The organism is Corynebacterium kroppenstedtii DSM 44385 (assembly GCF_000023145.1).
Classification (GTDB): Bacteria; Actinomycetota; Actinomycetes; order Mycobacteriales; family Mycobacteriaceae; genus Corynebacterium; species Corynebacterium kroppenstedtii.
Window position 1 is genome coordinate 287788 of sequence record NC_012704.1, and the last position, 24594, is coordinate 312381.

Annotated in this window: 19 protein-coding genes and 1 pseudogene; 14 read left to right on the plus strand and 6 right to left on the minus strand. The window is 56.9% G+C overall.

Annotated elements, in window-relative coordinates; all coding sequences use genetic code 11:
- Positions 1-9 precede the first annotated feature (9 nt).
- Entirely contained in the window at positions 10-1554 is a 1545-nt protein-coding gene (locus CKROP_RS01140) for an aldehyde dehydrogenase family protein (protein ID WP_012730909.1), read from the plus strand.
- Here CKROP_RS01140 and CKROP_RS01145 read toward each other — a convergent pair.
- A complete protein-coding gene (locus CKROP_RS01145) occupies positions 1538-3736 on the minus strand; it encodes a glucose PTS transporter subunit IIA (protein WP_148209700.1) in 2199 nt (732 codons plus the stop codon). The genes CKROP_RS01140 and CKROP_RS01145 overlap by 17 nt on opposite strands.
- A gap of 687 nt (positions 3737-4423) precedes the next feature.
- On the opposite strand from CKROP_RS01145, the gene CKROP_RS10480 reads away from it, so the two are divergent.
- From CKROP_RS10480 to CKROP_RS01190, 10 genes are all read left to right on the plus strand, one after another.
- On the plus strand, positions 4424-4780 hold the full coding sequence (locus CKROP_RS10480) for an alpha/beta hydrolase family protein (protein WP_369688109.1): 357 nt from the start codon (positions 4424-4426) through the stop codon (positions 4778-4780).
- Positions 4781-4815: 35 nt separating this feature from the next.
- Positions 4816-5091, plus strand: coding sequence for an alpha/beta hydrolase family protein (locus CKROP_RS10485; protein WP_012730912.1), 276 nt, complete (start codon positions 4816-4818; stop codon positions 5089-5091).
- A gap of 271 nt (positions 5092-5362) precedes the next feature.
- Positions 5363-7432: a glycosyltransferase gene (locus tag CKROP_RS01155; protein ID WP_012730913.1), complete on the plus strand. Its 2070-nt coding sequence runs from the start codon at positions 5363-5365 to the stop codon at positions 7430-7432.
- 91 nt (positions 7433-7523) lie between these two features.
- On the plus strand, positions 7524-7961 hold the full coding sequence (locus CKROP_RS01160; RefSeq protein ID WP_081429464.1) for a phosphatase PAP2 family protein: 438 nt from the start codon (positions 7524-7526) through the stop codon (positions 7959-7961).
- An 82-nt stretch (positions 7962-8043) separates the two neighbouring features.
- Positions 8044-9081 carry a decaprenyl-phosphate phosphoribosyltransferase gene (locus tag CKROP_RS01165; RefSeq protein WP_052292317.1) on the plus strand — a complete coding sequence of 346 codons (1038 nt, stop codon included), beginning with the start codon at positions 8044-8046 and terminating at the stop codon, positions 9079-9081.
- 259 nt (positions 9082-9340) lie between these two features.
- Positions 9341-10534: an alpha/beta hydrolase gene (locus CKROP_RS01170; protein ID WP_012730916.1), complete on the plus strand. Its 1194-nt coding sequence runs from the start codon at positions 9341-9343 to the stop codon at positions 10532-10534.
- A gap of 260 nt (positions 10535-10794) precedes the next feature.
- A complete protein-coding gene (locus tag CKROP_RS01175; protein WP_012730917.1) occupies positions 10795-12831 on the plus strand; it encodes an alpha/beta hydrolase-fold protein in 2037 nt (678 codons plus the stop codon).
- 113 nt (positions 12832-12944) lie between these two features.
- On the plus strand, positions 12945-13592 hold the full coding sequence (locus CKROP_RS10490; RefSeq protein WP_012730918.1) for a hypothetical protein: 648 nt from the start codon (positions 12945-12947) through the stop codon (positions 13590-13592).
- Positions 13593-13616: 24 nt separating this feature from the next.
- The gene (locus CKROP_RS01185; RefSeq protein ID WP_012730919.1) at positions 13617-14564 is read left to right on the plus strand and encodes a cutinase family protein; all 948 of its coding nucleotides are present in this window, start codon (positions 13617-13619) and stop codon (positions 14562-14564) included.
- 694 nt (positions 14565-15258) lie between these two features.
- Positions 15259-16683, plus strand: a complete 1425-nt coding sequence (locus CKROP_RS01190) for a hypothetical protein (RefSeq protein WP_012730920.1) — start codon at positions 15259-15261, stop codon at positions 16681-16683.
- 132 nt (positions 16684-16815) lie between these two features.
- Here the strand turns inward: CKROP_RS01190 and CKROP_RS11905 are convergent.
- The 5 genes and pseudogenes from CKROP_RS11905 to trmB form a co-directional block, all read right to left on the minus strand.
- Positions 16816-18317 (minus strand): annotated as a pseudogene (locus CKROP_RS11905) (peptide MFS transporter).
- Positions 18318-18377: 60 nt separating this feature from the next.
- Positions 18378-18869 (minus strand): DUF3054 domain-containing protein, encoded by a 492-nt coding sequence (locus CKROP_RS01200; RefSeq protein ID WP_012730921.1) that lies wholly within the window; start codon positions 18867-18869, stop codon positions 18378-18380.
- Positions 18870-18988: 119 nt separating this feature from the next.
- On the minus strand, positions 18989-20224 hold the full coding sequence (locus tag CKROP_RS01205) for a lysylphosphatidylglycerol synthase transmembrane domain-containing protein (RefSeq protein ID WP_081429370.1): 1236 nt from the start codon (positions 20222-20224) through the stop codon (positions 18989-18991).
- Positions 20214-20900: an NYN domain-containing protein gene (locus CKROP_RS01210; RefSeq protein WP_012730923.1), complete on the minus strand. Its 687-nt coding sequence runs from the start codon at positions 20898-20900 to the stop codon at positions 20214-20216. Before CKROP_RS01210 ends, CKROP_RS01205 begins: the two co-directional genes overlap by 11 nt.
- Complete coding sequence (gene trmB, locus CKROP_RS01215; RefSeq protein WP_012730924.1) at positions 20897-21649, minus strand: tRNA (guanosine(46)-N7)-methyltransferase TrmB; 753 nt, start codon at positions 21647-21649, stop codon at positions 20897-20899. Before trmB ends, CKROP_RS01210 begins: the two co-directional genes overlap by 4 nt.
- 265 nt (positions 21650-21914) lie before the next feature.
- Here trmB and CKROP_RS01220 point away from each other — a divergent pair, with 265 nt between their 5' ends.
- From CKROP_RS01220 to CKROP_RS10495, 3 genes are read left to right on the plus strand one after another with little or no spacing between them, the layout of a single operon-like run.
- Positions 21915-22121, plus strand: a complete 207-nt coding sequence (locus tag CKROP_RS01220) for a hypothetical protein (RefSeq protein WP_148209609.1) — start codon at positions 21915-21917, stop codon at positions 22119-22121.
- On the plus strand, positions 22118-23707 hold the full coding sequence (locus CKROP_RS01225; protein WP_012730926.1) for a hypothetical protein: 1590 nt from the start codon (positions 22118-22120) through the stop codon (positions 23705-23707). Before CKROP_RS01220 ends, CKROP_RS01225 begins: the two co-directional genes overlap by 4 nt.
- A gap of 19 nt (positions 23708-23726) precedes the next feature.
- Positions 23727-24407, plus strand: coding sequence for a DUF6802 family protein (locus CKROP_RS10495; RefSeq protein WP_012730927.1), 681 nt, complete (start codon positions 23727-23729; stop codon positions 24405-24407).
- The last annotated feature ends 187 nt before the right edge of the window (positions 24408-24594 follow it).

Here is a 24594-nt window from a genome sequence, read left to right on the forward strand (position 1 = left end):
AGACACTTTATGTCGCAATCAACGACGCAAATGAAAACTGCCCCGACGCCGGCAGCCGAGCCGGAATCATTGTTCATCAATGGTGAATGGGGTTCTGCAATCGACGGTAAGACACGCACGATCACCTGTCCTGCTAACAATCAGGCAGTGGGTGTGGTCGCTGAGGCGTCAACAAAGGACACCGACCGCGCTATCGCCGCTGCTCGTGAAGCATTTGATTCGGGTGTGTGGTCAGGATGGTCGGGCTTCGATCGCGGCCAGCTCCTCCTCGCCGTCGCGGACGGTATTGAGGAACGCAAGGACGAATTCGCGCTTGCGGAGTCGCTGGACACAGGCAAGCGACTGATGGAATCGAATGCCGATATGGATGACATCATCGGATGCTTCCGTTACTTCGGCAAGCTCGCTGGCAACGACGCCGGACGCGTCGTCGACGCGGGTGATCCGTCGATAAGCTCACGTATTGTGCGTGAGCCGGTGGGCGTGTGCGGGCTGATTACCCCCTGGAATTACCCGCTCCTTCAGGTTGCATGGAAGGTTGCGCCCTGTGTGGCAGCGGCGAACACGTTCGTCCTGAAGCCGGCTGAGCTGACTCCCCATACTTCTATGTTGTTGCTGGATGTGATGGATAAGGCCGGCTTGCCGAAGGGTGCAGGAAACCTGATCACCGGCGCCGGTAAATCGGCGGGCGCGCCGTTATCGAGCGACCCGCGCGTCGATATGGTGTCGTTCACGGGTGGCCTGGAGACCGGACGTCACTTGGCCTCTGAAGCATCTCTCACGGTGAAGAAAGTTGCCCTTGAGCTGGGCGGAAAGAACCCGAACGTCATCTTCGCGGATGCCGACTACGACGCCGCGCTGGATAACGCGATGAACGCTGCATTCGTCCACTCCGGCCAGGTGTGCTCGGCGGGCGCTCGGCTCGTCGTCGAGGAGTCCATTGCTGAGCGCTTCGTCACAGATCTTGTGGCCCGCGCGGAAAAGGTTCGCTTGGGTGGCCCGTTTGATGAGAAAGCGGAGACGGGTGCGCTGATCTCGGAGGCACACCGCGAGAAGGTCTCGAATTATGTGGCCCATGCGCGCGAGCAAGGTGCCCGCGTGCGGTGTGGCGGTGCTTTTGGTACCGGCCCGACAGCCGATGGCAGTGCGTCACTGGATGATGGCTGGTTCTACTTGCCGACGGTGATTGACCAGTGCACCCAGGACATGGATTGTGTTCACGACGAGGCCTTTGGCCCGACGGTGACGGTGGAGACCTTCTCGACGGAAGAGGAAGCCATTCGCATCGCGAACGACACGAACTATGGGCTGGCAGGGGCCGTGTGGACGTCCGACGCGGGCCGTGCAGAGCGCGTTGCTCGCGGGTTGCGGCACGGAACGATCTGGATCAATGACTTCCACCCCTACTTGCCGCAGGCGGAGTGGGGCGGTTTTGGCCAGTCCGGTATGGGCCGCGAGCTCGGCCCCACTGGCCTGGAGGAATACACCGAGCCGAAGCACATTTATCACAACACGACGCCGGCCGTGACCGGGTGGTTTAGTCCCGAGGAGTAGGTTTTTCGACGGTAAACAGCGGCCGCATGGTCGTGACTGATGCGTTCTCCGTCGGGTCGGATGCCATGGTGATCTCCATGCGTCGGCTATCCATCACCACCACAGGAACAGTGGTGGGCCGGCTAGCTGCGGCGACGGCGGGCACATCGTATGTCACGATCGGCTGACCTTGAACAACGTGGTCGCCCTTCGCGGCATGGACGGTGAATCCTTGGCCATTTAATTCGACGGTATCGATACCCAGGTGCACGAGGACGCCGATGCGGTCGTCGGTCATGATGGCGAAGGCGTGTGGGAACAGCTGCATGATGCGGCCGCTGACGGGGGCGACGGTCTCGAGGACGCCATCTTCCGGGCGTATAGCGAGGCCACGGCCCACTGTTTCCGACGCGAAAGTTTCATCGTCCACCTGCGAAAGCGGGATAACTGTTCCGGGGATCGGCGCCCGGACCTGCAGTGGTCCGTGTGATTCTGCCGGATGTGAGCCTGTGGAACCTCCCGTATTCGCGCCGGGGGTTGGCGCGTCGCCTACCGCGTCGTCTGTCGCGTCGGAAGTAGCTGCTTGCTCGGGCATCGCTGCATCTGACGTCGGTCCTAAGCGTTGTGCTGTGCCAGCAACCGCGAGAGCTGCGTTGATTTCGTCTTTAAGGACATCGGACTCTGTCCCAAAGACGGCTTGGACGCTGGTTCCGATTTCCATGACCCCGGACGCGCCCAGTGCTTGGAGCTTGTTCTTATCGACGGCGGCGGGGTTGTTGACTTCCATGCGGAGCCGGGTTATGCATGCGTCCACGTTCGCGAGATTGTCCCGCCCGCCGAAAGCGTTAATAAGGGCTTCGGCCCGCGACGATGGCGTAGCTGAGCCTTGCGGGGCGGTGCTACCCGTTTTGGCAGGGGTCCCTTTAGACGGAGCATTGTTCGACGTCGTAGTGCCGGTGTCTGAGCCCGATTGATCGGTGTTGCCCGCTGTGCCGACCGTCGCGTCCGCTCGGCCTGGTGTGTGAAGGTTCCAATGAACGATGGCGAATCGGAATATGACGTAGTAGAGAACAGCGAACGCGAGCCCTTGAACGATAAGAAGAGGAATGTTGTGTGCGGCAGGGGCTGTGCCGTAGAGAATCAAATCGAGTAGGCCGGCGGAGAAAGAGAATCCCAGATGGATGTTCAGGAGCTCCGCAATGGCGAGGGATAGTCCCGTGAGCACCGCGTGGACAACGTAGAGAGGGAACGCTAAGAACATAAACGCGAATTCGAGTGGTTCGGTCACGCCGGTGAAGAATGCCGTCAGCCCGGCGGCCGAGAGGATACCGATCGCCGTCGCTTTTTGTCCCTTCTTCGCTGTGTGAATCATGGCCAGCGCCGCTGCGGGGAGACCGAACATCAGAATGGGATAAAAACCGGAGGTCAGCAGCCCCGCGGAGTGGTCGCCTGCGGCGAAGCGGGAGAGCTCGCCGGACACAGTTCCGTCGGGTCCGTTGTAATCACCGTAAATAAACCACACATAGGTGTTCAGAATGTGGTGAAGTCCCACCGGAATGAGCATTCGGTTAGCGAACCCATAAACGAACGCTCCTAATGCACCCGTTCCACCGATGAATCGGCCGATCGCCGTCAATCCTTCGTTGAAAATGGGATAAATGTACGACAGAACAAATCCGGTGATCAGCGTCGTTACTGAGACGACGATGGGTACGAATCGGCGCCCTCCGAAAAACCCGAGGTAGGATGGCAGTTTAATGTCGTGATACTTGTCGTATAGCCACGCGGTGAGCAGTCCAACGACGATACCACCGAATACGCTGTAATCGATGAGGGCTTGGTCGCCCGCGGAATCTTTAACTCCGTTGAGGACGAGCGGCGACATCTGCTTAAACACCGCCCCCATCACGAGGTATCCGGCGACGGCCGCCAGGGCTGTTGAGCCGTCGGCCTTCTTAGCGAATCCAATAGCTACGCCGACCGCGAAGAGCAGCGGGAGCTGGGAGAAAAGCGCTTGTCCAGCGGCACTCATCGCCTCGAAGAAAGGGCCGATGACGGGGGTTTGGATCCTTCCGAGGAGGTCGTCTTGGCCTAATCTGAGAAGTATTCCCGCTGCCGGCAGGAGCGCGATGGGCAGCATGAGGCTTTTGCCCAATCGCTGAAGCTGGGAAAAATCGGGTCTATGAAACGTCCGTTTCGACATCGACGGTGACGCTTCGGGTAGCGACGACGAGGTGTCCGCCGTAGTGGGGAGCGAATCTGGCTGCTGGGGGTCCTCAGAATTTTTACGCGAGGACGAGCGCGTAGTACTTGTCATACAACCTATGGTGGTGGCACCTGACGTGTGAATCAAGTGAGGTCTTCGTCACTTAAGGCGAAACAAATTGAGCTGAGCCTTATTGATATGGCGGGGAGTAAGGTTTTAGTTCCTCTATCCTGTTAGGAAAGTGTTATACCAAGGGTTCGAAGTTTGGATGCGGTTGGCGTGAGTTTAGCTGGAAGTCACGCCCCGAGGATAAAAATCAGCTTGCATAGGTGAACTGCGGGGAAGGGGTCTGGTATAGGTCGGGTTCAACAAGCATCGTCGTACCAGGTTATCCAGATTATCTTGTGTGTGATTATACGGCTAGTACTCGGTGTTCTGATTTATCTGAGATTCATGTTTTATCTGGATAAAATGCTAGGGAACTGATAGTGAAGAAGGTTCCACGGGGTATTCTCTATGTAGCTATCGTTATTCCTTCCGCTGCTGTGGATATTTATTAGTTGCGTACACCTATTGATGTCTTGAGTAGAATGTTAAAAAATACTCCAGATTTATATTCAGCGGTTAATAAGTTTAAATATGGCAAGGTTGTGTAGAACAACTTCGATCTATATTTTCCCAATGATGAGGAAACCCGAATTGGCAACCCGAGGATATGTATCGGCTTCTGTGAACTACACAACCAACACCGATGATCATCCCTCAAACCTGGACAAAATGTACACGGAGATCAAGAACAGTGTGAAAGCTGTGGTTGCACAAGCCAAGCAACACGGATATCCGGTCAATCAAATGGCCATCACCGGGAAATCCGCTGGCGGTACCCTCGCGATGACGTACGCCTTCCGCGATGGGAAGGACAGTCCCGTTCCCCTGAAGTTTGTTTTCAGGAAGTCGGCCCCGCGAGCTTCCAACCGGAGGAGTGGGCTGGCTCAGATGGTGATATTAAAGGCTACGGGAGAGACGAAAAGAAGTTCTTAACTGAATTGACGGGCGTGCATCTCAGTGATCATGACATGGAGGATGGTTCTTATCACGAGCTTGCGGAACGTGTTTCTCCTTATCATTACGTTTCTGCTAATTCCGTAACCATGCTGATGGCATATGGAAAGAAAAACAAAATTGTTCCCTTTAAGGTTCATAATCGCTTATTAAGCGCCCTTGATAAAAATCACGTCCCCTACGACTATCACGTCTTCCCCCGGTCTGGGCACGGTTTGTATTCGGACCCAGGCCAAGCAAAGAAGTACGTCCATAAACTTGGCGACTACTACGACAAGTACTTCGATTAACCGCTTCGCACAGCGCGGGCTTGTCCTCCTGATTCTCCATCAACTCCGACGCGAAATAGCTCTGCGCGGACCCAGCCAGTACTCTAGGCATGGTGTTTGCATCGAGGATGTGCTGAGGCCAGCGTCGTAAGTCAGTGCTGCAGTGCTGTACTGCTGGACCATAGTTTTGGACCATTGTGCTGGCGTCATGCCATTGGGGAACCTCGTCGCGCTGGTGAGCTGCGGTAGGCTCAGGATGTTGACGGAAGTGAAAATGAAAGGGTTAGCGAGTATGAGCCAGGCCGGGAGTCAGGCTAAAAGTCGAGCTGTGGAGCGCCTTCAGCGCGTTATTCTGCCTCGCAGGGGGGAGCCGCACGATGTTCGCTCGTTGTACATGATCGAGTCGAAGGCGAATAAGTCGCGCGCTGTGCTCCATAGCCGCACCGAGGCAACATTCCCGGCAGGCGCCGAGGTCAGCTTCGAAACCTATTTCAACGGGTTCCCGGCTTCATATTGGCGACGCTGGACCCAGCTGAAATCCGCCGTCTTGAAGCTCGAACTGCAGGGCGATGCCCGCGCTGACGTCTACCGGTCAAAAATCGACGGATCTCGCATTGCCGTTGAAGGCAAGATGACCGACGTCCTGGCCGATGACATTCACGCAACGACGGCCGAGGAGAGCACACAGGACACCATCGAGGGCGAGCCGTCATCCGCGGAGTCGACCGTATCGACACTGGAATTTGAGGTCCCCCTGGACCGCTTCGAAGATGGTGGCTGGATCTGGTTCGACCTGACCTGCGAAACGGATGTCACCTTGTTGGCCGCCGGGTGGTATGCACCAGAACAACCTGGCCCCCAAACACTGCCCGACGGGTCGACGATCGGCCCTCAGGATAAATCCGTGACGATCGGTATTCCGACGTTTAACCGTCCCACCGACGCCGTTGCCGCTTTAGAAGCCATCGCTTCCGACCCGGAAGTCGACGCCGTCATCGACGCGGTTTTGATGCCCGACCAGGGAACAAAGCACCCTGCCGATGAACCGGGCTTTGACGACGCTGTCAAGCACTTCGGCGATCGGTTCCACGAGTTCCGCCAGGGCAACCTGGGTGGATCGGGTGGTTACTCCCGCATTATGTATGAGGCCCTGGGCGGTGCTGGCTCGGAAGAAGAGCGCAAACAGCGTGCCACCAAAGCTCCATTCATTCTTTATATGGACGATGACATCGCCATCGAACCTGATTCCATTCTTCGCGCACTCCAGGTTGCCCGGTACGCACGCCAGCCCATGTTGGTCGGCGGCCAGATGCTGAACCTGCAAGAGCGTAGCCACTTGCACAGCATGGGCGAGGTCATCGATCGGCATTCCTTCATGTGGACCTCGGCACCCCACGTCCACTACGACCACGACTTTTATCAATACCCGTTGCGTGACCGTCGAGATCATGGGCGGAACGCTAACGTCGATGTCATCACCTCGCGTGACCTCCACCGGCGTATCGACGTCGACTATAACGGCTGGTGGATGTGCATGATTCCACGCGTCGTCGCAGAAACCATCGGGCAGCCGTTGCCGCTGTTCATTAAATGGGACGATGGTGAATACGGCCTCCGCGCCGGGCACGCCGGTTTCCCGACGGCGTCGTGGCCGGGTATCGCTATTTGGCATATGGCCTGGTCCGATAAGGATGATGCCATTGACTGGCAGGCATATTTCCACCTGCGCAACCGTTTGATCGTCGCTGCTATCGAGCAGGACGGTTCCATTTTGGGCATGTTGCAGTCGATGGCCAAGGCGACGACGAAGCACCTCATGTGCCTCGAGTACTCGACGGTCGCTATTCAGAACGAAGCCATTAAGGACTTCTTGCGTGGCCCTGACCAGCTCTTCGACATTCTTGGCACCGCGCTCCCGCGTATTAATGAGTTGCGCAAAGAGTACCCGGATGCCGTCGTGTTGCCCTCAGCGTCAGCGGTTCCGCCGGCGAAGGGTGGCCCGAGGAATCTCACAAAGATCCCGCTTAATCCCTTAGCTAAGGTGTCGACGCTGTCGAAAGCTCTGAAAAAGCAATTCTCACCCAATGATGGTGACCCCGAGGTTCCCGACGTTAACCTTCCGCCGATTGAGGCTCGCTGGTTCTCCTTGTCGCGTGTCGACGGAGCTACGGTGACGACGGCCGACGGCCGGGGAGTTGTGTTCCGCAAACGTAACCGCGCCAAGGCCGTGAAACTGGCCCGCGAGTCGATGCGCCTGCAGAAGGAAATTTACGATCGCTTCCCTGAGATGCGTCAGCTGTATCGCAAAGCTCACCCCAAGCTGACCAGCCGCGAAGGATGGAGCACGATCTTTGAACGCTAAACAAAAAGGGCATCAACACAAAGGGGATCCCTTCGACGAAACCCGGGTGCTTGAGCTCATCCAGGGTGCCATTGCAGATAAACCGGGCGTGATGCCTCTGGCCAGAGGACTCAGCCATGCGGGTGAACATGCCGCCGCCTGGTTGGCACTGGGTGTAGTCGGAATGATCGCGGATGAAAAACGTCGACCCCAGTGGGGAATATTGACCGGGGCAGCGTTTGGGAGCCATGCAGCATCTGTGATTCTCAAGCGTATTGTTCGTCGACCCCGACCTCATGGGCCGCGCGTGCGGATCGGAGTGAAGACTCCGTCTAAGTTGAGTTTTCCCTCGTCACATGCGACGTCGACTACGGCAGCAATGATTGAGCTCTCGCGGATCACCGGTTCGCGCGTGCCTTTGACAGTGATTCCGCTTATGATGCTGTCGCGGATGACCGTCGGTGTACATTATCCAACCGATGTTGCAGCCGGGGCTCTCTTGGGAGGAATATCGGCGGAAGCTATTCATCGGGCTGTGACGCACCAGTAGGCTAGTGCGGTCAATAGCGTCGAGAGGGTAGTGCGATTGATGGCGACTGCGAATGTCACCACAGAGGAGTTATAAAGACACAATGGCGGGCAATGAACACGATCCGTATCCCAGTAATGAATCCAATGGTGCCCTAATTGGGTCCGAGCCTCATACCCGAGGTCTCTACCCCGAGGCTCCTAAAAACGCGGACGACAAAGCATCTGCGAAAATACGGGCACCCAAAAACCTGCCAGAGGCGATGTTCAAGGCCATCCGCCCCAAGCAATGGGTGAAGAATGTCTTGGTGGTGGCCGCTCCTGCAGCGGCCGGGTCGGATATGTTCACCGGTCGCGTCGCCATAGACGTCTTCATTGCGTTTGTCGCCTTCTGTTGCGCAGCGTCCTCTATTTATTTAATTAACGACGCCCGCGATGTTGAAGCCGACCGCGCCCACCCGACGAAGCGGTACCGCCCCATTGCCGCGGGCGTGCTCCCGATCGGGGTGGCCTATGGGATGGCCACTGTCCTCATTCTCGCCGCACTAGCTGTTTCTTTCTTATCGACGTCCGCCTGGGCCCTGGCGGCAGTGATTGGCGTGTATATCATCCTGCAGTTGGGATACTGTTTCGGGTGGAAACACCAGCCGGTGATTGATATTGCGCTGGTGTCCTCCGGATTCCTCTTGCGCGCGATGGGTGGTGGCGTAGCTGCCGGGATCGACCTCTCACAGTGGTTCCTCTTGGTTGCTGCGTTTGGTTCGTTGTTCATGGCCGCGGGTAAGAGGTATTCGGAAATTCTGTTGGCAGCTAAATCGGGGGCGAAGATCCGTAAATCCTTAGAGGGATATACCCCCACCTATTTGCGCTTTGTATGGACCTTGTCGGCGACGGCGGTCGTGCTGACCTACGCCCTGTGGGGCTTTGAAATGGGCCAAAAAGATAGTTCTGCATCAGCCCTCTGGTACGAGATTTCGATGGTGCCGTTCACGGTCGCTATCTTGCGATACGCAGCCGACGTCGATCGCGGTGATGGAGGCGCGCCAGATGAATTAGCACTCCGTGACCACGTGCTTCAGTTACTTGGGCTCCTCTGGGCTATCGCCATTTTCATCGCGGTGTACGTGGCGCCGTCCTTCTAGGTTCCGGCTTGGAGGTTGCGGCGTGTGAATCGTCGGACCTGGTGAAAATTACGAAGTAACGTGGACAGAGTATTATTCGATTATTATTGTGTGTCATCGTTCCACCGAGTGTGATCGGTGATTGCTCATTTCCGGTGCGCTGGCCGATTGTGAGGATCTGCCCGGGGTGGATGGACGGCTATTACGAGCCGACCGCGTTCGTGCCGCGAATGAGTGAGATAGGGAACTTCCCAGGCTCTTGAGGAAAGAGGAAAATTTTATGATGAGCTTCTCGCGACGTGTAGGAGCTATGCGTAGGCCCTGGCTGATGGTGGCCGTGCTGGTGAGTGCCATTGCGCTCATGCTGGGCATAACCACCGCCCTGAGCTCAAATAAAGCTCATGCGGAGGGAAGCCGAGACACCCTACGTCCGGGCTGTACATGGGATGCTGCCGCCTACTGGGTGCAGAAGTGCACAGTCCACTCGGACGCCATGAACAAGGATATTCCGGTCCAAATTCAGGCAGCCAATGGTAACGGCAATGCAGGCCTTTACATTTTGGGCGGATTCGCTGGGCCGACGAACAGCAGTGGCTGGATTGACTGGGCTCACGCTCAGAACATTTTCGTTGATGACAACATCACAAAGGTCTTCCCCCTGGGCGGTAAAGCTTCCTTCTACACGGATTGGGAAAAGCCCTCTACCTCAGCCGATGGTACCCAAATCTACAAGTGGGACACGTTCTTAAGTTCTGAGCTCCCCGCGTACCTCCAGGCCAACTTTGGAGTTTCTCCGACCAACAACGCGGTTGCTGGAATGTCGATGGGCGGCACTGGTGCGATGAACTTGGCGGCTCATCATCCCGATCAGTTCCGTCAGGTTTCGTCCTTCTCAGGTTATTTAGCTACTTCCAATCCGATCATGCGTATGGGCATCGCCTCTGCGATGCAAGGAAATGGCGGGTACCGCATTGATCAGATGTGGACTGGTGATCGTATCCGTCAGAACGATCCGACTAAAAACGCGGCTGCATACCGAAACACCGACGTATTCATTTCAGCGGCGACAGGCTGGTGGAATCCTCAGGATGACTTCTTTGCTAACCCTGTCTACTCCGTATCCGTGATGGCGATGGAGGCTGTGTCGCGTGTGACCACGACTCAGTTTGAAGGTGCCCTCCGTGCACAGGGTATCAACCCGACCATCGATTACCCATTGGCTGGTGTCCACAACTGGACCAACTGGCGTGAGGAACTGATCAAGGTTCGTCCTCGTATCCTGCAGGCAACTCAGAGTGCCGCTGGTCAGGGTGTTCCTGAGGGAGATAAGCCGTTGACAGGTGATCCTGGTTCACGGTCTGCTACCGTTCCAGGTGTTCGTGGCGACGATGTTTCTCCCGCGGCTCAGAATGACGCTGCCGCCACCGGTGGTGACGTCCAGCGCGCTGTTGAGAACAGCCACCAGGACCAGTAGGTCACCACTGAGTCATCTCAGAGGGGAACCTGGGAAAATAACGTAAATATCCCTTCATAAGACGCAGACACCGTTTAGGGTGCCTGCGTCTTATGTGTATCAGCCGTCGCGGCCCGGGATCCGTCGTCAAGCGAAGCGTCGGTAAAAAATCACATAAACAACACCGTTATCCGCGCGTCGCATAGGTAACATGCGTATAACACGGTAATAATGATGTCGGAAGAAAATGTCTACCGGCACAGAACTAAGGAACTACAGGTATGCGCGCCTCTTCGAAGCTCTCCCATCGTCGGACGTGGCCCACCACGATCGCTGCAACAGGTTTTGTTGTCATGCTAGGTGCAGCGGCTATTCACACAGGCGCGAGAGCCGAGGACGCCCCCGCAGAGAGTCAGAGCCCCGGTGCCTCTGAAAGCGCTGCTCCGCAAGGTTCTGAGAACAGTAACGCAGCCGCCCCAGCAGAGCATGCTGATGTTCCTGATTCAGTTCAAAGAGAAGCCGCCAAGAATGCGTTCCCTCTGAGTATTCCTTCCGAACCACTTCCGATGCGCACAGAGCAACAACAGCTCGATAACCTCCCCGATGGGGTATCCGTTGACCACGTCGATTGGTTAACTGATCGACGTGTGGCGCTGTATATCAACTCCAAGGCGATGCCCGGGAATCCCATTAAAGTTGAGATCCTTCTCGCTCGAGATTGGTACCCCCAGCCAGATAAAAAATTCCCCACGGTTCTTGGGCTCGACGGTATCGTCCCTAACCAAATTGAGAACGGGTGGACTGCGGGAACGAATATTGTTCAGCAATTCGCGGACCGCAATGTCAACGTCGTGTTGCCAGTTGGTGGCCTGGCCTCGTTCTATACCGACTGGCTGAATGAGGATAGTGGCGTGCTCTACAAGTGGGAGTCCTTCCTCACTCAGGAGCTTCCCCCGATTCTTAAGGAAGGCTGGCGGGCTAATGACAAGACCGCCGTCTTCGGTATGTCGGCCGGTGCGACCGGTGCCATGAACCTTGCCGAACGGCATCCAGACATGTTCAACTTCGTCGGCTCGTACTCGGGTTATCTGGACACCAGTTCCCCTGGGATGAGTGAAGGCATTGGCCTTGTCATGAAGACCGTGTCGCCCTTTAACGCTGAGAACATGTGGGGAAAGTATGGGTCTGAAGGCTGGAAAGAGCATGACCCGAAGCTCAACGTCAGTAAGTTGAAGAACACCGGCGTCTATGTTTCCGCAGGATCGGGAGCAGCCGGATCCTATGATGACGAAAGCCAGGTCTTACCAGGGCTTCCCAAGAAGGGGCTGACATTCGGGCAAGAGGCACTAGCTCGGATGACGTCGGAAACGTTCGTGAGCCACGCCAAGCGTGCGGGTATCAATGTCACGACGGCGTTCCGGAATTCTGGAACCCACACCTGGCCGTATTGGCAATTTGAACTTGGTAAGTCCTGGCCGTACATGGCGGATGCTCTGGGCCTGTCCGAGAACGATCGTGGCGCGAACTGCGTCCCCATGGGTGAAATTGCCAGTACCGCGTTGAAAGACCAAGACAAGCTTGGTGGGTGTACTTCTGACGAATACGACGGCGCCAATGGAGGAAAGATCCAGGATTTCCGGAATGGACGCACGTTCTGGAGCCCGTCGACTGGGGCACATAACCTGTGGGGTCGTATCGGCGCTCATTATGCCGAGATGGGTGGACCGAAGTCATTCCTGGGCTACCCGACGAGCGAAGAGATCACCTCTCCGGACGGCAAAGGCCGGTTCGTGACGTTTGAGCACGGATCCATCTATTGGAACGCCGAGACCGGACCTCACGCTTTGAAGCCAGAGATGTTCGACGCCTGGGGAACAACGGGCTATGAAACTGGAAAGCTGGGTTACCCCACGGCCGATGAGAAATCAGTGGCCGGAGGCGCGATCCAAGAGTTCCAAAATGGGCTCGTGACCAGGTCCAAAGACGGAACAGCGCACTATGTGCAAGGTGAGATTGCCAAGAAGTTCAAAGGCATTGGTGGAGTAGACAAACTCGGGTTCGCCAAGACCGACGAGGTACCCGTTGACGGCGGGGCGTTCACCGAATTCGACAAGGGCTACATTTACTGGTCCCCAGGTACTGGTGCCCACGTCATCATGAAAGGTGGGATTTTCGACGCCTGGGATAAGAATGGTGCCCAAGGTGGGAAGTACGGATTCCCGACCTCAGACATGAAGAATATCCCGGCCGGCGGACTGACCATTGATTTCCAGCACGGCACTATTAAAGAGATGAACGGTCAGGTTCAGGAATCGTAAATCCGGGGATCGTGAATGCTGGGGCCATCCATCACTATGATGGCGCGATGACAGCGACGAGATAATGGTGCCGAGATAACAGTGTCGACGGGAACGACGGGAAGGACACACGCATGACTTCACGCGGTGGATTCACAATGAGCTCGAATGCTGCTTATGACGCTGATGGCCACGAGGCGGGCCAGCCGTTAGCTTTCCCGCGTCGTCGGAACCGTCGTTCCTCGATCACGCGGGGTGCTGCCTTAGCTTTAGCATCGGTTCTGGGCGCGGGAGTTCTCGCAGCGTGTGGTGATGGCTCTACAGCCACCCAAGACGATTCCGATTCCGCCACGACCACTCAAGCCCGATCATCCAGTTCATCGAGCAGTTCGACAAAGTCATCCGCGAGTTCGTCGTCGGCAAGTTCTAAAAAATCGGCGGATTCCAATAATGGCGTCGGGGATAATCCTGATGCCAAAGACGATGAAACTCCGGTTGAGGTGTCGCGCGTTCCGGCACCGAATCGTGGTCAGCGCACGGACGAAGAAAAGAAGTTCCTGGCGACGATTCAGAAGGACAAGATCAACGTTGATGGCTCCGCAGCTGATCAAGTGATCGCATCTGCTATGGAATACTGCCAGGCGAAGGCTGAGGGGCAGGAGAGCTTTTCGGTCAGAGCGATGGCGGGGCAGCTGATTGAGCAAAAACTCACTGACCAGCCGTTGGACCAGGTGGAACGCGCGATTACTGAGTCTGCCGACAGCGACTTGTGTGGTGACTAGACCCTCGACATGTAACCTGTTGCTATGGCGCAGAAAGGGTCTCGATCAGTATTCCGCAAACTACTGGTCATCGTTGGTGTTCTCATTCTTCTGGGAGCAATCGCCGTCGGAATAGCGCAGTGGATGGGTTCTCAGGGTCAAGGCCCTGGAGTTCCGTCGAACGATGGCCAGGGATCCGGTAATTCGGAGCAACCCGCAGATTGTCCGTCTGTCGAAGTTATTGCTGTGCCTGGAACAGGGGAGTCCTCGACGAGTGACGATCCCCTCCACCCGACACAATTTCCCAATGCATTGCTTCAGGGTGTGACGGGGCCTTTGACGCAGAACAATAATTCATCGTCTGTGAAGGTCTGGACGGCGAATTACCCTGCTCAGATGAAAACTCTGGCGACTTTGGATCAGATGAATTATGCGGATTCGGTTAACGAGGGAGTTCGCATCGTCAACGCAGAGCTCTCCGCGACCCATGATCATTGCCCCGCAACGAAGTTTGTCATCATGGGGTTCTCCCAGGGAGCAGCCATAGCGGGCGATATTGCGAGTGACATAGGAAATAATCGCGGGGTCGTACCGAGCGATACCGTCGCCGGAGTCACCGCGCTTGCTGATCCACGTCGGATGACTGGTGAAGGAGAAACAGTCGGGGCTCAACCAAAAGGCATCGGGTCTGAAATTGCCTTGCAACCATTCGCAGCGGTGTTGGGCAATGTGGTACCTGGGTTTACTCCCCGTGGTCCTCGGTCCGGAGGCATGGGAGATCTGAATGATCGCGTCAATGAGATTTGTGCGCCGGGCGACGCCGTGTGCGATATGCCCGCCAGCTTGAAGGTGGAGCCAGAGAACGTGGACGCGCTGTTCACGGGTAACTCACTGCATATTCAATACGGCACGAATCCCAACGTTATCGAGGGAACGACGGCTATCGCGTGGATGCTGCAGTGGGCCCAAGGACTCATTAACAACAACACATAATCGACAACACATAGGTCACGTCGCATAGATCATGTCGCGGAGGTCACGTCGCATAGGTGGCGCCCCTGAGTGACGGGGGTGGCGCCGCGCAGGGCCGCGCGCCCGCTGACATGAAAAAGTCCGCACCTTGCTCCCCAGCAGGTGCGGACTTTCTCTGTCCCATTGCTCCCTCAGAGTCCTATAGATCACCCTTCTTTCGTAGTAGATCTGGCATCAAGCCAAAGTCCGGTTTTCAGTGGCTAACGGTGTACAGGTGCTGTGACGCTATGTACCCGTGGCACTCCGCGTCGGTAGAAAACTGAGAATCCTGTTGTGGTCTCCGCCAGCCACTGACAAGAGTGAATCTACGGACATTCTCTGGTGTTTCCATCGAGTGAAGCTGTTAGTTTCCTTAGAACTGTGCTCACTATCACCCAGCAATTTTCCTATAAAGACGGAAGAAGATGAGGTTCGTTCTTTTCTTTGTCACAACCACCATGTATTTTATGGATAGGACATGGAAGTCCTGAGTCATTCCAGACATGTCTGTGAGGGGATCGCAGGTCATCACTGGACACAATGGGGATGCATTGTCACCTCAAGGCTCATAAGCATTTGACGGTGGGCATGGTGTAGCTCAGAGCCTCAAGAATTTCACGCTTTGGGCTGGGGGATCCAAACCGTGCCACCAGGAAATAAAGGGGAATTACATACAATGGGGGATAACGAAATCTCTTCGCGGGCAACTCACCGGGGATACCGCGGAAAGCACAGGGATAGTGAAACGCGCATCGGGGACCGCGCATCCTTCGCTGTTCCAGCAATGAGCTTGGGCATTGCGTGTGTAGGCATCACCGCAGCAGCTCCCGCTGCATTCGCCGGAGGATTTGTCGAACCACAATCGGTATCCGTTAAGCCACAGCAAACGATGAATCAGCAGGTGGCAAAACCCGCGCAGGCAATACCCAAACAATCGCAAACGGTCATCTCAGCGTCCGAACGTGGAGGTACACAACAGTCCATCGCTCAGGGGATCCGCGTACAGCAAAAGCAGATCCCGCGGATGACACCGCAATCCACCGCAACGCTCCCGAAAGCTACCGCACCTCAGCGTGCTGCCGTGCAGATTGATCAGCAGACACGTAACGACGCTCACACTGTCCAGGTTAATCGGCAGTTATCTCAGAAAGAGATCAGTGGGAAAGACCTTGTCGCGGGAGATAGTGCTCGTAATGACCACGCGCAGCGCATCGGCGTCGGCCCGTGCTCCGTTGGAGTGTCTAAGGCTGGAGCGAAGTCGGAAGCTGTCTCTAACGAGAGTGCAATCGGCGTGACCGCGGTAGCGAAACTCGCCATGGACTACAAGAACCGGATTGCTAGCCATATCGCCGCGCCGGGAGCTTCTTTGGCTAAGAGCGCAGATTGCTCCTGCCTGCCGGACCGTGGTGCACTCCAGCAGAAAGATGCTCAGCGCATCGCCGCGTCGGCCCGCCACGCATGGAAGGCGGATGGAAGCACGACGAATGAGTCTGCTGTCGCAATCAGTGGCATCGGTAAGTCAGGAATCGTGTGGGGCGTCAAGGGCAGCATCTCGTCCACGAGTGCCGAACAATCTGTTGAACAGCAGCGTACGAGCATGCAGAAGCGCATTGTTGAGCAGAACCGTAACTCCCAGGTGTCTGCCCCGGTAGAAAAGGGCACCCCGATTCAGAAGGGCACGCCGATCGAAAAGGGTACTCCCATCCAGAACGTGTCCCGGACGGTAGAGAAGGGCACGCCCATCGCCCAGCGGAATGTCATCTCTGAGAAAGACATTCGGGCCGCTCAGGAAACGGTCAATCAGCACATTGCCAATGCCGCAGCAACGGTCAAGGCCAATGCTGCAGCAGCGGTTAACGCTAACGCGTCAAACCTGATCAACGCTGGTCTCTCGATTGCCGGCAACGTTTCGGCAGCCATTAACAGCGGTTCTGGTCATAATGTGCAAGGGAACTGCCCTGTTCAGCAGCAGGTGAAGCAGGACCCATGTCAGAAGCCAGCACCGGAAAAGAAGCCGTGTGCGTCAGCACCACAGGGTCAGCTAGGGGTCAGCATTAATGCGCAGGCCTCCCTCGGAGTCAATCTCAACCTGTCAGTGTAAGAACTGCCAGAACAAAGGGGTTCTAGCACAGGGAGAATCCAGCACAAAGAGGACGAGGGCCTCTGGACGCCACCGTTAAGCGGTGAACTACCCCGGCACAACGTGGGGAAAACTGCCGCGGTGGCGATGCGCCTATTTCACGCCATCGAACAGCTTCACAATGGGCTTCGATGCCGCCAGAATGATCAGTCCGATCACCACGCACACCGAGATCATCGTTACGAAATAGATCGTGGAATCATGTGCGGATTCCGGGTTGTAAAAGCCAGCCAGCGTACCTGCTAACGCCGTACCCACAGCGGAAGTCAGGTTCCACATCGCCACCATCCGTGCTGGATACGCACGCGGGGCGAGCTTAGTGGACATCGACAACCCAACCGGAGACAGCAACAACTCCGACACGGTGAAGAGGAACAGCACCACAACAATCATGTAGTAGGGCGTCGAATGGTCGGCGTAGCTCACGAAGAAGAGGAACGGAACCAGACCAAGCCCCAACATAATGGCCGACACACCGAACTTCACCGGAGTAGACGGCTGACGTGTACCAAGGTGATCCCACAGAATCGTGAAGAGTGGCGCTAGAAGAATAATGAAGATCGGGTTAATCGACTGAACCCAAGAGGCCGGAGTATCCATGAAGCCCCAGCTTAAGTTCAGCTTCTTATCCGCATACATTGCGACCATCGTGAACTGCTGCTGATAGATCGACCAAAACACGCACGCAGCCAGGAACATCGGAATGAATCCCAGCAAACGATGGCGTTCCGTCCGATTCACCAATGAAGAACGGTACATTTCCTGCCAGAAATAAACCGCGGCAACAATCGCGATGACCGCAACATACGTCGACAATTGCGAAGTGGGGAAAGCAAAGCAAGTCCCACAATGATGACCGTCAACGCGATAACCCCGCCCCACGACTTCACGCGTTCATCAGGCCGCAAAGGGTTCGGTGCCTTGGCTCCAGCATTCTGCAATGTGGTCTTCCGCATGAGAATGTACTGAATAAGCCCCAAAGCCATACCAACCGCAGCAGCCCCGAAGCCCCAGTGGAACCCCATCTGCTTCCACAGCGCGCCTGTCACCAGAGGGCCGATCAATGCACCGATGTTCACGCCCATGTAGAACAGCGAAAACCCGCCGTCGCGTTTGGGATCGCCCTCTTTGTACAGGGTTCCCACCATCGCGGAGTTCGCCGTTTTCAGAGCTCCTGACCCTACCGCAACCAGGACAAGGCCAATAATCAGACCGGTGAAGCCGGGCAGGAGGGCCAGCGACATGTGCCCCAACATGATGAGCACCGCCGAATAGAACAGTGTCTTTTCCGCCCCGAGGACACGGTCAGAAATCCACGCGCCACCGATGGAAGCGAGGAACACCGCACCGCCATAAGCGCCGACGATCGACGTCGCCAGGCTTTCGGACATGCCCAGCCCGCCGTCGTCGGTGCTGTGGTACAGGTAGAAGAGAACAAGGCCTTGCAGCCCGTAGAAGCTGAAGCGCTCCCACATCTCCACGCCGAAGAGGTTCGCCAACCCCCAAGGGTGGCCGAAGAATGTTTTGGAGGTGGTTTCGCCGCTTCCAGCATGGGCGGATCCGGTGGATCCTGGGGCCTGGTCGGTATGTGACATACAACTATTGAAGCACTCCGCTATTTTTCGCCATGCATAGCGGGGTCATTTATTCATGTGTCACTTGTCAGCTTTGCGCTTTTCTTCGGCATCGATCAGAGCTTGCCGACGCTCACGTCGCTTGTGTGCGCGTGACGCAGAGAGCCGAGTAAGGCCCCTCCATCCGAGGATAAAAATTGCCGACGTGACCGTCGCCACGATGATGAATGACCAGTGCGGGAATTTGCTGTGGTGGAAGCCCCAGATCGTAAGGCCCACGATAACGGCGGGAATCCACACAGTGATACCGAACGGGACCACGGTGCCGGCGGGGCGGCGGAGAATGGCCATGACACCGAACCCGGCGGCCGCGCCGAGCAAGAACGGCCAGGCAGTGGCGAGGACACCGCCCCAGCTGAATGGCAATTCCGGTGAATTGTGTGCGATACGCGCGAGTAGTGCGAAGAGCAGAACCGCGATGATGTCCATCACAGCTGCCTGCACGTAGCTCACCTGCGTACCGGGTGCGCGGTCCTCGGTGGTCTCGGATCCGTGAGAAGCGGACTGTGACATGATGAACTCCAATCCTTGTTTGCGCCATGATGCAGCGCATATGTTGTCAGTGTCGTCGATGCTTTATGTGGTTGTTGCCGCGAATTGTGTTGTTATCCGTGTTGTTGCCGCGTTATTCCTCAGGATCGCCCCAACATCATCGCGCGTTTCGGGCCCGCATATTGAATGAGGAAAATGACCCACCCCACCGCGGCCAGGAGAATGAACGAAATCATTCTGAAAATAATGGTGGCAGCAAGCGCGGTTGCCGACGTCATACCGGTGGCGACGAGGGTGCCGACGATCGTCGCCTCAACGGGCCCCAACCCGCCCGGCGTGACCTGCGCAGTTCCCACAATCTTGGCAGTCACGAACGCGAGAACAACCGACGCCACATTCGGGTGCGCACCCACCGCCCACAGGCAAACGAGGAGGCAGAGGCAATCGGCCCCCCAGTTCACAGCCGACCACACGGCCGCCAATGCGAGCTTCGGCAAAGGCAGGTCAACGCTGCTGAGGGTCTTGATGCTCTCGCGCGCTTTGTCGATTCCCATGTTGAGAGGCTTGCCCCGGTAATGGTTGACCTTTCGCAGGATCTTGACGACGACGCGTTCGACGTGAGACAGGTGCGCCGCCAGCCACTTCACAATGAGTAACACGACGACGACCGCGGTGAGAGAGATCACGAGTGTCCACGGGTTTACCTTGGCTCCCAAGAAATAGAACGCGGTGAGGCCATAGAGAGCAAGCACTCCCGACGCGATCACACCGGAAATCACCATGTACCAGCTGGCGATCACTGACGATGCTCCCCATTTGTGCTGCTCACGGAAAATCATCGCTAATGAAATAGCAGGACCACCGGGGAAAGTGGCGGATACGGAGTTCGACGTCAGAGTGAGGGCGTAGACACTGGACCGCTTACACGGAACCCCAGCGCTGCGTAAAAGGACGTACATGAGTTCGCCCATGGCCAGGATGGATACGCCGATGAACGCGATCCCGACGATGATCCACGTGGTGTTGGCCGACCCGATGTAGCCCAGCCCCTCCGACACGAAGTCGATACTTCCCCGGCCGATCATCGTGAGGGCGACGACCACAGCAAGGAAGAACACTAACCGGACAAGAGGGTGGCGCATGAGGGAAAGCGCTCGCCGCCACCAGGGGAGAGGCTGAACCTTCACGCTTCCAGCGGTGCGGGATCTGCGTGACACTTGTTCCTTGGGGGCGACGGTGGTCTCCGCGGCTGACTGCGCGTAGGCAAGCACTGTATCTTCAGCGGTGTCCTCTGTACTCGCAGTGGTCTCGGTTTTCCGTCCGGGGGTTCCCGCTTCGATAGTCATGGCCTCAACTCCCTCACGACTAGCCGTCATGATGAGACGATTTCACGGAACGGAGGGAGCGGTACGGTTGCAGCCACGCGCCGTCATCGGGGAGGCGGTCGAGGTTCACCCGCGGCAGCGGTGTGGTGAAGATATCCGGGATGTCTTCGAGGTCGACGAATCGTATCGCCTCGCTCATTACCGCCCAGGTGGCGTGTTCATAAAACCCCAGCACGGCAACGTCGATACCCTCGGCGGCTAGTTCCTCCAAGCGTGGTTGAAAATTTCTGCCGTCCGCGCTAGCGACATACACCGAGCGCAGCACCCCCTCGTCGTACCGACGGTTGATGTGCGCCAGCATGTCCGGATCGACGTCGGTGTCGTCGAAAAGCTTGGGTTTGGCAAACACCGCGAAACCGAGATTGCGGAGCGCGTCGATCCACGGGCGGATCGAGTCCGCAGACCCCGGCATGATGTTGGTGAAGACCGTGGCTTCCGGTTCGATCTGCTCGTCGCGGGAAGCGCTGAGCTGGTCAGCCTCGTTGATCAGCCATTGTCCCAGCGAATCGAAGCGGGGGCGGTAAGCGGAGCTTGGCCTTCCACCGAGAATCGATCCCAGGCCCATGTCGATATTGGGTGCATCCCAAATGAGCAGTGCCGACGGTGTCTCGTCGGGTACTGCTGAGTATGAATGGCCCCGGGATGTGGTGTTTGCGTGGTTCGTCACTTCCGCCTCCACAAGTATTCCCTGATTGTGTGATCCATGCTAAGCCCACGGTTTTCAAATTTCGTGGTGAGTTGCCGGTCGGTCAGGATGGGGGACTCGTTCCACGGCCAGCCCTTGTACTCAAGGAGTGGTTCCACGTCGACGCGTTCGTCGATCCATTCGGCATAGTCGGCGTGATCGGTGGCGACGTGGAGCACACCACCGGGTTTGAGCCGGGATGCAATCAAATGCAGCGTTCCTGACTGGATGATGCGACGTTTGTGATGGCGGGCTTTGGGCCAGGGGTCGGGGAAAAAGACTCGCACCCCTAATAGCGACTCGGGCGCAATCATACGATGGAGAACTTCGACGCCATCGCCACGAATCATTCTGATATTGGTGAGATCTTCCCGGATGAAGGCGCCGAGCAGTTTCGCGAGCCCAGGTTTGTAGAGGTCAACCGCGATAACGTTGAAGTCTGGTTCGCGGGATGCCATCGCCACCGTCGACGTCCCCGTCCCCGATCCAATTTCGAGGATGGTGGGGGCGGACCGGCCGAACCAGCTGTCGGTATCAATAACCGCATCATCGAGGACGCGGCCGTAGGTTGGCCATTTATCGTCCCACAGTTCTTGCTGACGAGGCGTCAGTGTTCCTCGCCGGAAGCTCACGGTTCCTAGTCGGGGGTAGTCGCGACCGTCATTGACGACGGTTTGCGGGGGCCGACCGTGGGGGAGCTCACCAATGGGGCCTTCAAGATTCGTGGACATCGGGCTTATTTTGCCAGGGAGGCCTATCTTTAATCAATCTTTCGCCGACAGTGTTGCGGGCATCGTGAGCACTTTTTCTGGGGAGTTGCTCCGAATTGGATGGGGATTGCGTGGGAATAATGTGGGGAATTTTTCTCATTAGGGTTGATCGTGGTGTGGATCCTGGTCATAATATGGGCGCACACCATTGAGCATTATGCTGCGCCAGGGGATGGGCGCGGCTCATTAATCACTCAGTAATCAGGGGGACTTTATGCAGTCGGGAATGTCGGTCTCGTCGCTCATCCGTTTTATTCAAATGTCATATCCGCATAGCAATAGCGAGGCCCGACGCTTTTTCGACCACGCTGTAACTCATGTGAACTCCCCATCGGAGGTTTCGGACGCATTGGAGCAGAGTGCTGCGGTCGATCCTGCGATGCGTGATCGAATACAAGAGATTATCGACGTTCAGGTGGGTGATGTTGCGTGAGCGCGCCGGCGATTCCTCAGCAATCATCGTGGACGGGCGTCCCTGCATCGTACGGCAGCGGGCTGAGTGATAAAAGACACGATGAGGGAGAGCGGCATTTCGTCGTCAGCATTATCGGGCCGGATGTGGCGGCGCTCCCGCGGGTCGCTGGTGTCGTGGAGGCGGCGGTACGTGGTGGTTTCCCTGGTGACCCCGAGAATGTGACGTGGGAGGTCGCTATTGCCGCTGGTCCCGAGGTACAACCCGATGTGGTTGTGGCGGTGGTGCCTCCCGCAGCGCACGCGATTATTCCCGCTAAGGACCAGCGCATTCTTGAGGCTGTGCGCCGCGCCGTGGATCACGTTGTGATTCTCTCGACGCCCGATGGAGCGCTTTCTGCAGGTTCGGCGGGCGCCCTGTTCTTCCCCGGCGATGGCAAGCAGTTGCCACGTGACTGGGAAGGCATCCCGATTTGTTATTCCGATTATGAATTGATGACGGTCTGTCACCGGTGTGCGAAAGAACTCGTGACATCGTCGGCGTCGTCGGTGTCGTCGGTGTCGTCGACGGTGGCCAGTAATCCGGCCGGTATCCTGGCACGTAATGAGCCCGGTAACCGAGCAAGTAATCCAGGGAAAAGTGATCTAGCGAGCAATCCCGTAAGCAGTGATATGAATCGCGTGGGGGAGAGTGCTGATCGCACTCCGGCGACTGATGATGTCACTGAGGATGTGGAAGAGTATTACACGTTGCCGGTTCCGTCATCCGGGGTATCGACGCCGAGCTCGGCGACGACGGCTGTCCTCTCTGATATTGGCGTCGTCCGCGTTCCGGAAAGGAAACTCACGTATAACGTGTCGCCACACGTGTTGCTCCCCTCGAGCACCTTGAGAAATTGGCTGCATACGGAGGAAAAACAACGCCGGGACAGTATGGCTGTGACGAACCAAAATTGCCGGGCGAAGATGGATCGCGCTGTTCAGGATGCGTATCGGTCGGCATCGTCGGCCTGGCGTTCGTGCCTTGACCCGAAAGAATTGCCCGAGATCATTGATGCCGCGACGGATCAGCTGAATGATGATCGGCCGGCCGGTACTGAACCGGTGCCCTATATAGATGTGCCTTTTGATCCTCCGGAAGCGAGCGTGACGGAACGGATCTTGATCATTTCTGTTGGGATCAGCCTGGGGCTCGGCGTGGCTCGAATGGTGGTGATGCCCCTGGTGGGGACCGCGTTTGGGGTCTCGATCAGCCTGGGGATCGCGTTCGGCTTGTTCTGTGCGATTGTGGTCAGTTATATGCGTCACCAGCAGCTTCAGAATAATTTTCGACGGGTGGGCGGCGCGGATGCGCTGTCTTTAGCGCGCGATCAGTGGATTGATCATGCACGTCGGGTGACCAGTCATGCGGAGGAAAAACGAGTGAAACGCCTGCGGTCAGGGGGTTTGCGTACGGTGGCGTTGCAGGAGGCTCTTGCTCATATGGAGATGGCGTCGTCGTCACGCCCGGGCACTTCACGTGCTGGTGCTCCGCGGTCGGATTCTCTCCGGCAGGGCACTTCTCGGTCGGGGGTTCCCGGCCGGTCGGCAAATGACGCCATCCGATAAGTAGCGAGAGGCGACGGACATGTCGGATGCATTTTTCTTATTTGACGACGACGAGATGTTGGTCGACTGGTGGGGTGGCCACTCGACGGTCGGGCCCCCGTCGGCGTCGGCGCTCTGTGGCTTGACGGACTGTGAAACGGGCCCACCGGGGGTATCGGGGCTGACGTTGTCGCTCGAGGGAAGCTTCTATGACCTGGGGGATGCCCGGCTTGATGCTGATGGCGACGGAACCAGTGACTCGGTGACGCTTTCTGACGATGATGGCTTGACGGTGTACACCGACTCCGATGGCGATGGCATGGTCGACCGGGTGACGACCGTCCGGTTTGATGGGGGATATGCCTCGTGGGCGATGAGTTCCGGCGGTGAGCTGGATGAGGGGCGTGCTGCTCAGGAGCACAATATTGGGGGTACTCAGGGACACAATCTTGAAAGAAGAACGTCGGCACGCGGGCCCCATAACTCCAGCAATGAAATTTCTTATCAAGTACATTCATTGGGTGGGGCTGTCACCCACCTCACTAGTCACAGTGAGAAGAGTCACAGCACTCCGGGTGGCGACGAGGATTCTTCACGTGACGGAACAACCCGCGATCATGGGTTAGCGACAGGTGACAAGCGATCATCCAGATCAAAGCAGTGTTTAGACACGTGGACTCGGGGCCGGTGGGAATGCATCGAGCGCGGTAGTTGGGATTGACGCCGGTATGAGTGTCGGAAATGCCCAAGAAAACACGTAAACCGAACCGCGAAAAGAGCGGTGATTAAACGGGCGAAAAATACCCCCCAAAATGTGAAATCCGTCGCTACACGAATTGGGGTAAAGAGCCTCTTTTCCCCCTACTTCCGGTTACAGTGGTACCAGAAGCCGGGAGCACGAACGGACC

Excerpts from the sequence above, each read along its gene's own strand:
- CKROP_RS01140 (WP_012730909.1), top strand. The coding sequence starts at position 10 with ATGTCGCAATCAACGACGCAAATGAAAACTGCCCCGACGCCGGCAGCC.
- CKROP_RS01145 (WP_148209700.1), bottom strand. The coding sequence starts at position 3,736 with ATGTCGAAACGGACGTTTCATAGACCCGATTTTTCCCAGCTTCAGCGA.
- CKROP_RS10480 (WP_369688109.1), top strand. The coding sequence starts at position 4,424 with ATGAGGAAACCCGAATTGGCAACCCGAGGATATGTATCGGCTTCTGTG.
- CKROP_RS10485 (WP_012730912.1), top strand. The coding sequence starts at position 4,816 with ATGGAGGATGGTTCTTATCACGAGCTTGCGGAACGTGTTTCTCCTTAT.
- CKROP_RS01155 (WP_012730913.1), top strand. The coding sequence starts at position 5,363 with ATGAGCCAGGCCGGGAGTCAGGCTAAAAGTCGAGCTGTGGAGCGCCTT.
- CKROP_RS01160 (WP_081429464.1), top strand. The coding sequence starts at position 7,524 with ATGCCTCTGGCCAGAGGACTCAGCCATGCGGGTGAACATGCCGCCGCC.
- CKROP_RS01165 (WP_052292317.1), top strand. The coding sequence starts at position 8,044 with ATGGCGGGCAATGAACACGATCCGTATCCCAGTAATGAATCCAATGGT.
- CKROP_RS01170 (WP_012730916.1), top strand. The coding sequence starts at position 9,341 with ATGATGAGCTTCTCGCGACGTGTAGGAGCTATGCGTAGGCCCTGGCTG.
- CKROP_RS01175 (WP_012730917.1), top strand. The coding sequence starts at position 10,795 with ATGCGCGCCTCTTCGAAGCTCTCCCATCGTCGGACGTGGCCCACCACG.
- CKROP_RS10490 (WP_012730918.1), top strand. The coding sequence starts at position 12,945 with ATGACTTCACGCGGTGGATTCACAATGAGCTCGAATGCTGCTTATGAC.
- CKROP_RS01185 (WP_012730919.1), top strand. The coding sequence starts at position 13,617 with ATGGCGCAGAAAGGGTCTCGATCAGTATTCCGCAAACTACTGGTCATC.
- CKROP_RS01190 (WP_012730920.1), top strand. The coding sequence starts at position 15,259 with ATGGGGGATAACGAAATCTCTTCGCGGGCAACTCACCGGGGATACCGC.
- CKROP_RS01200 (WP_012730921.1), bottom strand. The coding sequence starts at position 18,869 with ATGTCACAGTCCGCTTCTCACGGATCCGAGACCACCGAGGACCGCGCA.
- CKROP_RS01205 (WP_081429370.1), bottom strand. The coding sequence starts at position 20,224 with ATGACGGCTAGTCGTGAGGGAGTTGAGGCCATGACTATCGAAGCGGGA.
- trmB (WP_012730924.1), bottom strand. The coding sequence starts at position 21,649 with ATGTCCACGAATCTTGAAGGCCCCATTGGTGAGCTCCCCCACGGTCGG.
- CKROP_RS01220 (WP_148209609.1), top strand. The coding sequence starts at position 21,915 with ATGTCGGTCTCGTCGCTCATCCGTTTTATTCAAATGTCATATCCGCAT.
- CKROP_RS10495 (WP_012730927.1), top strand. The coding sequence starts at position 23,727 with ATGTCGGATGCATTTTTCTTATTTGACGACGACGAGATGTTGGTCGAC.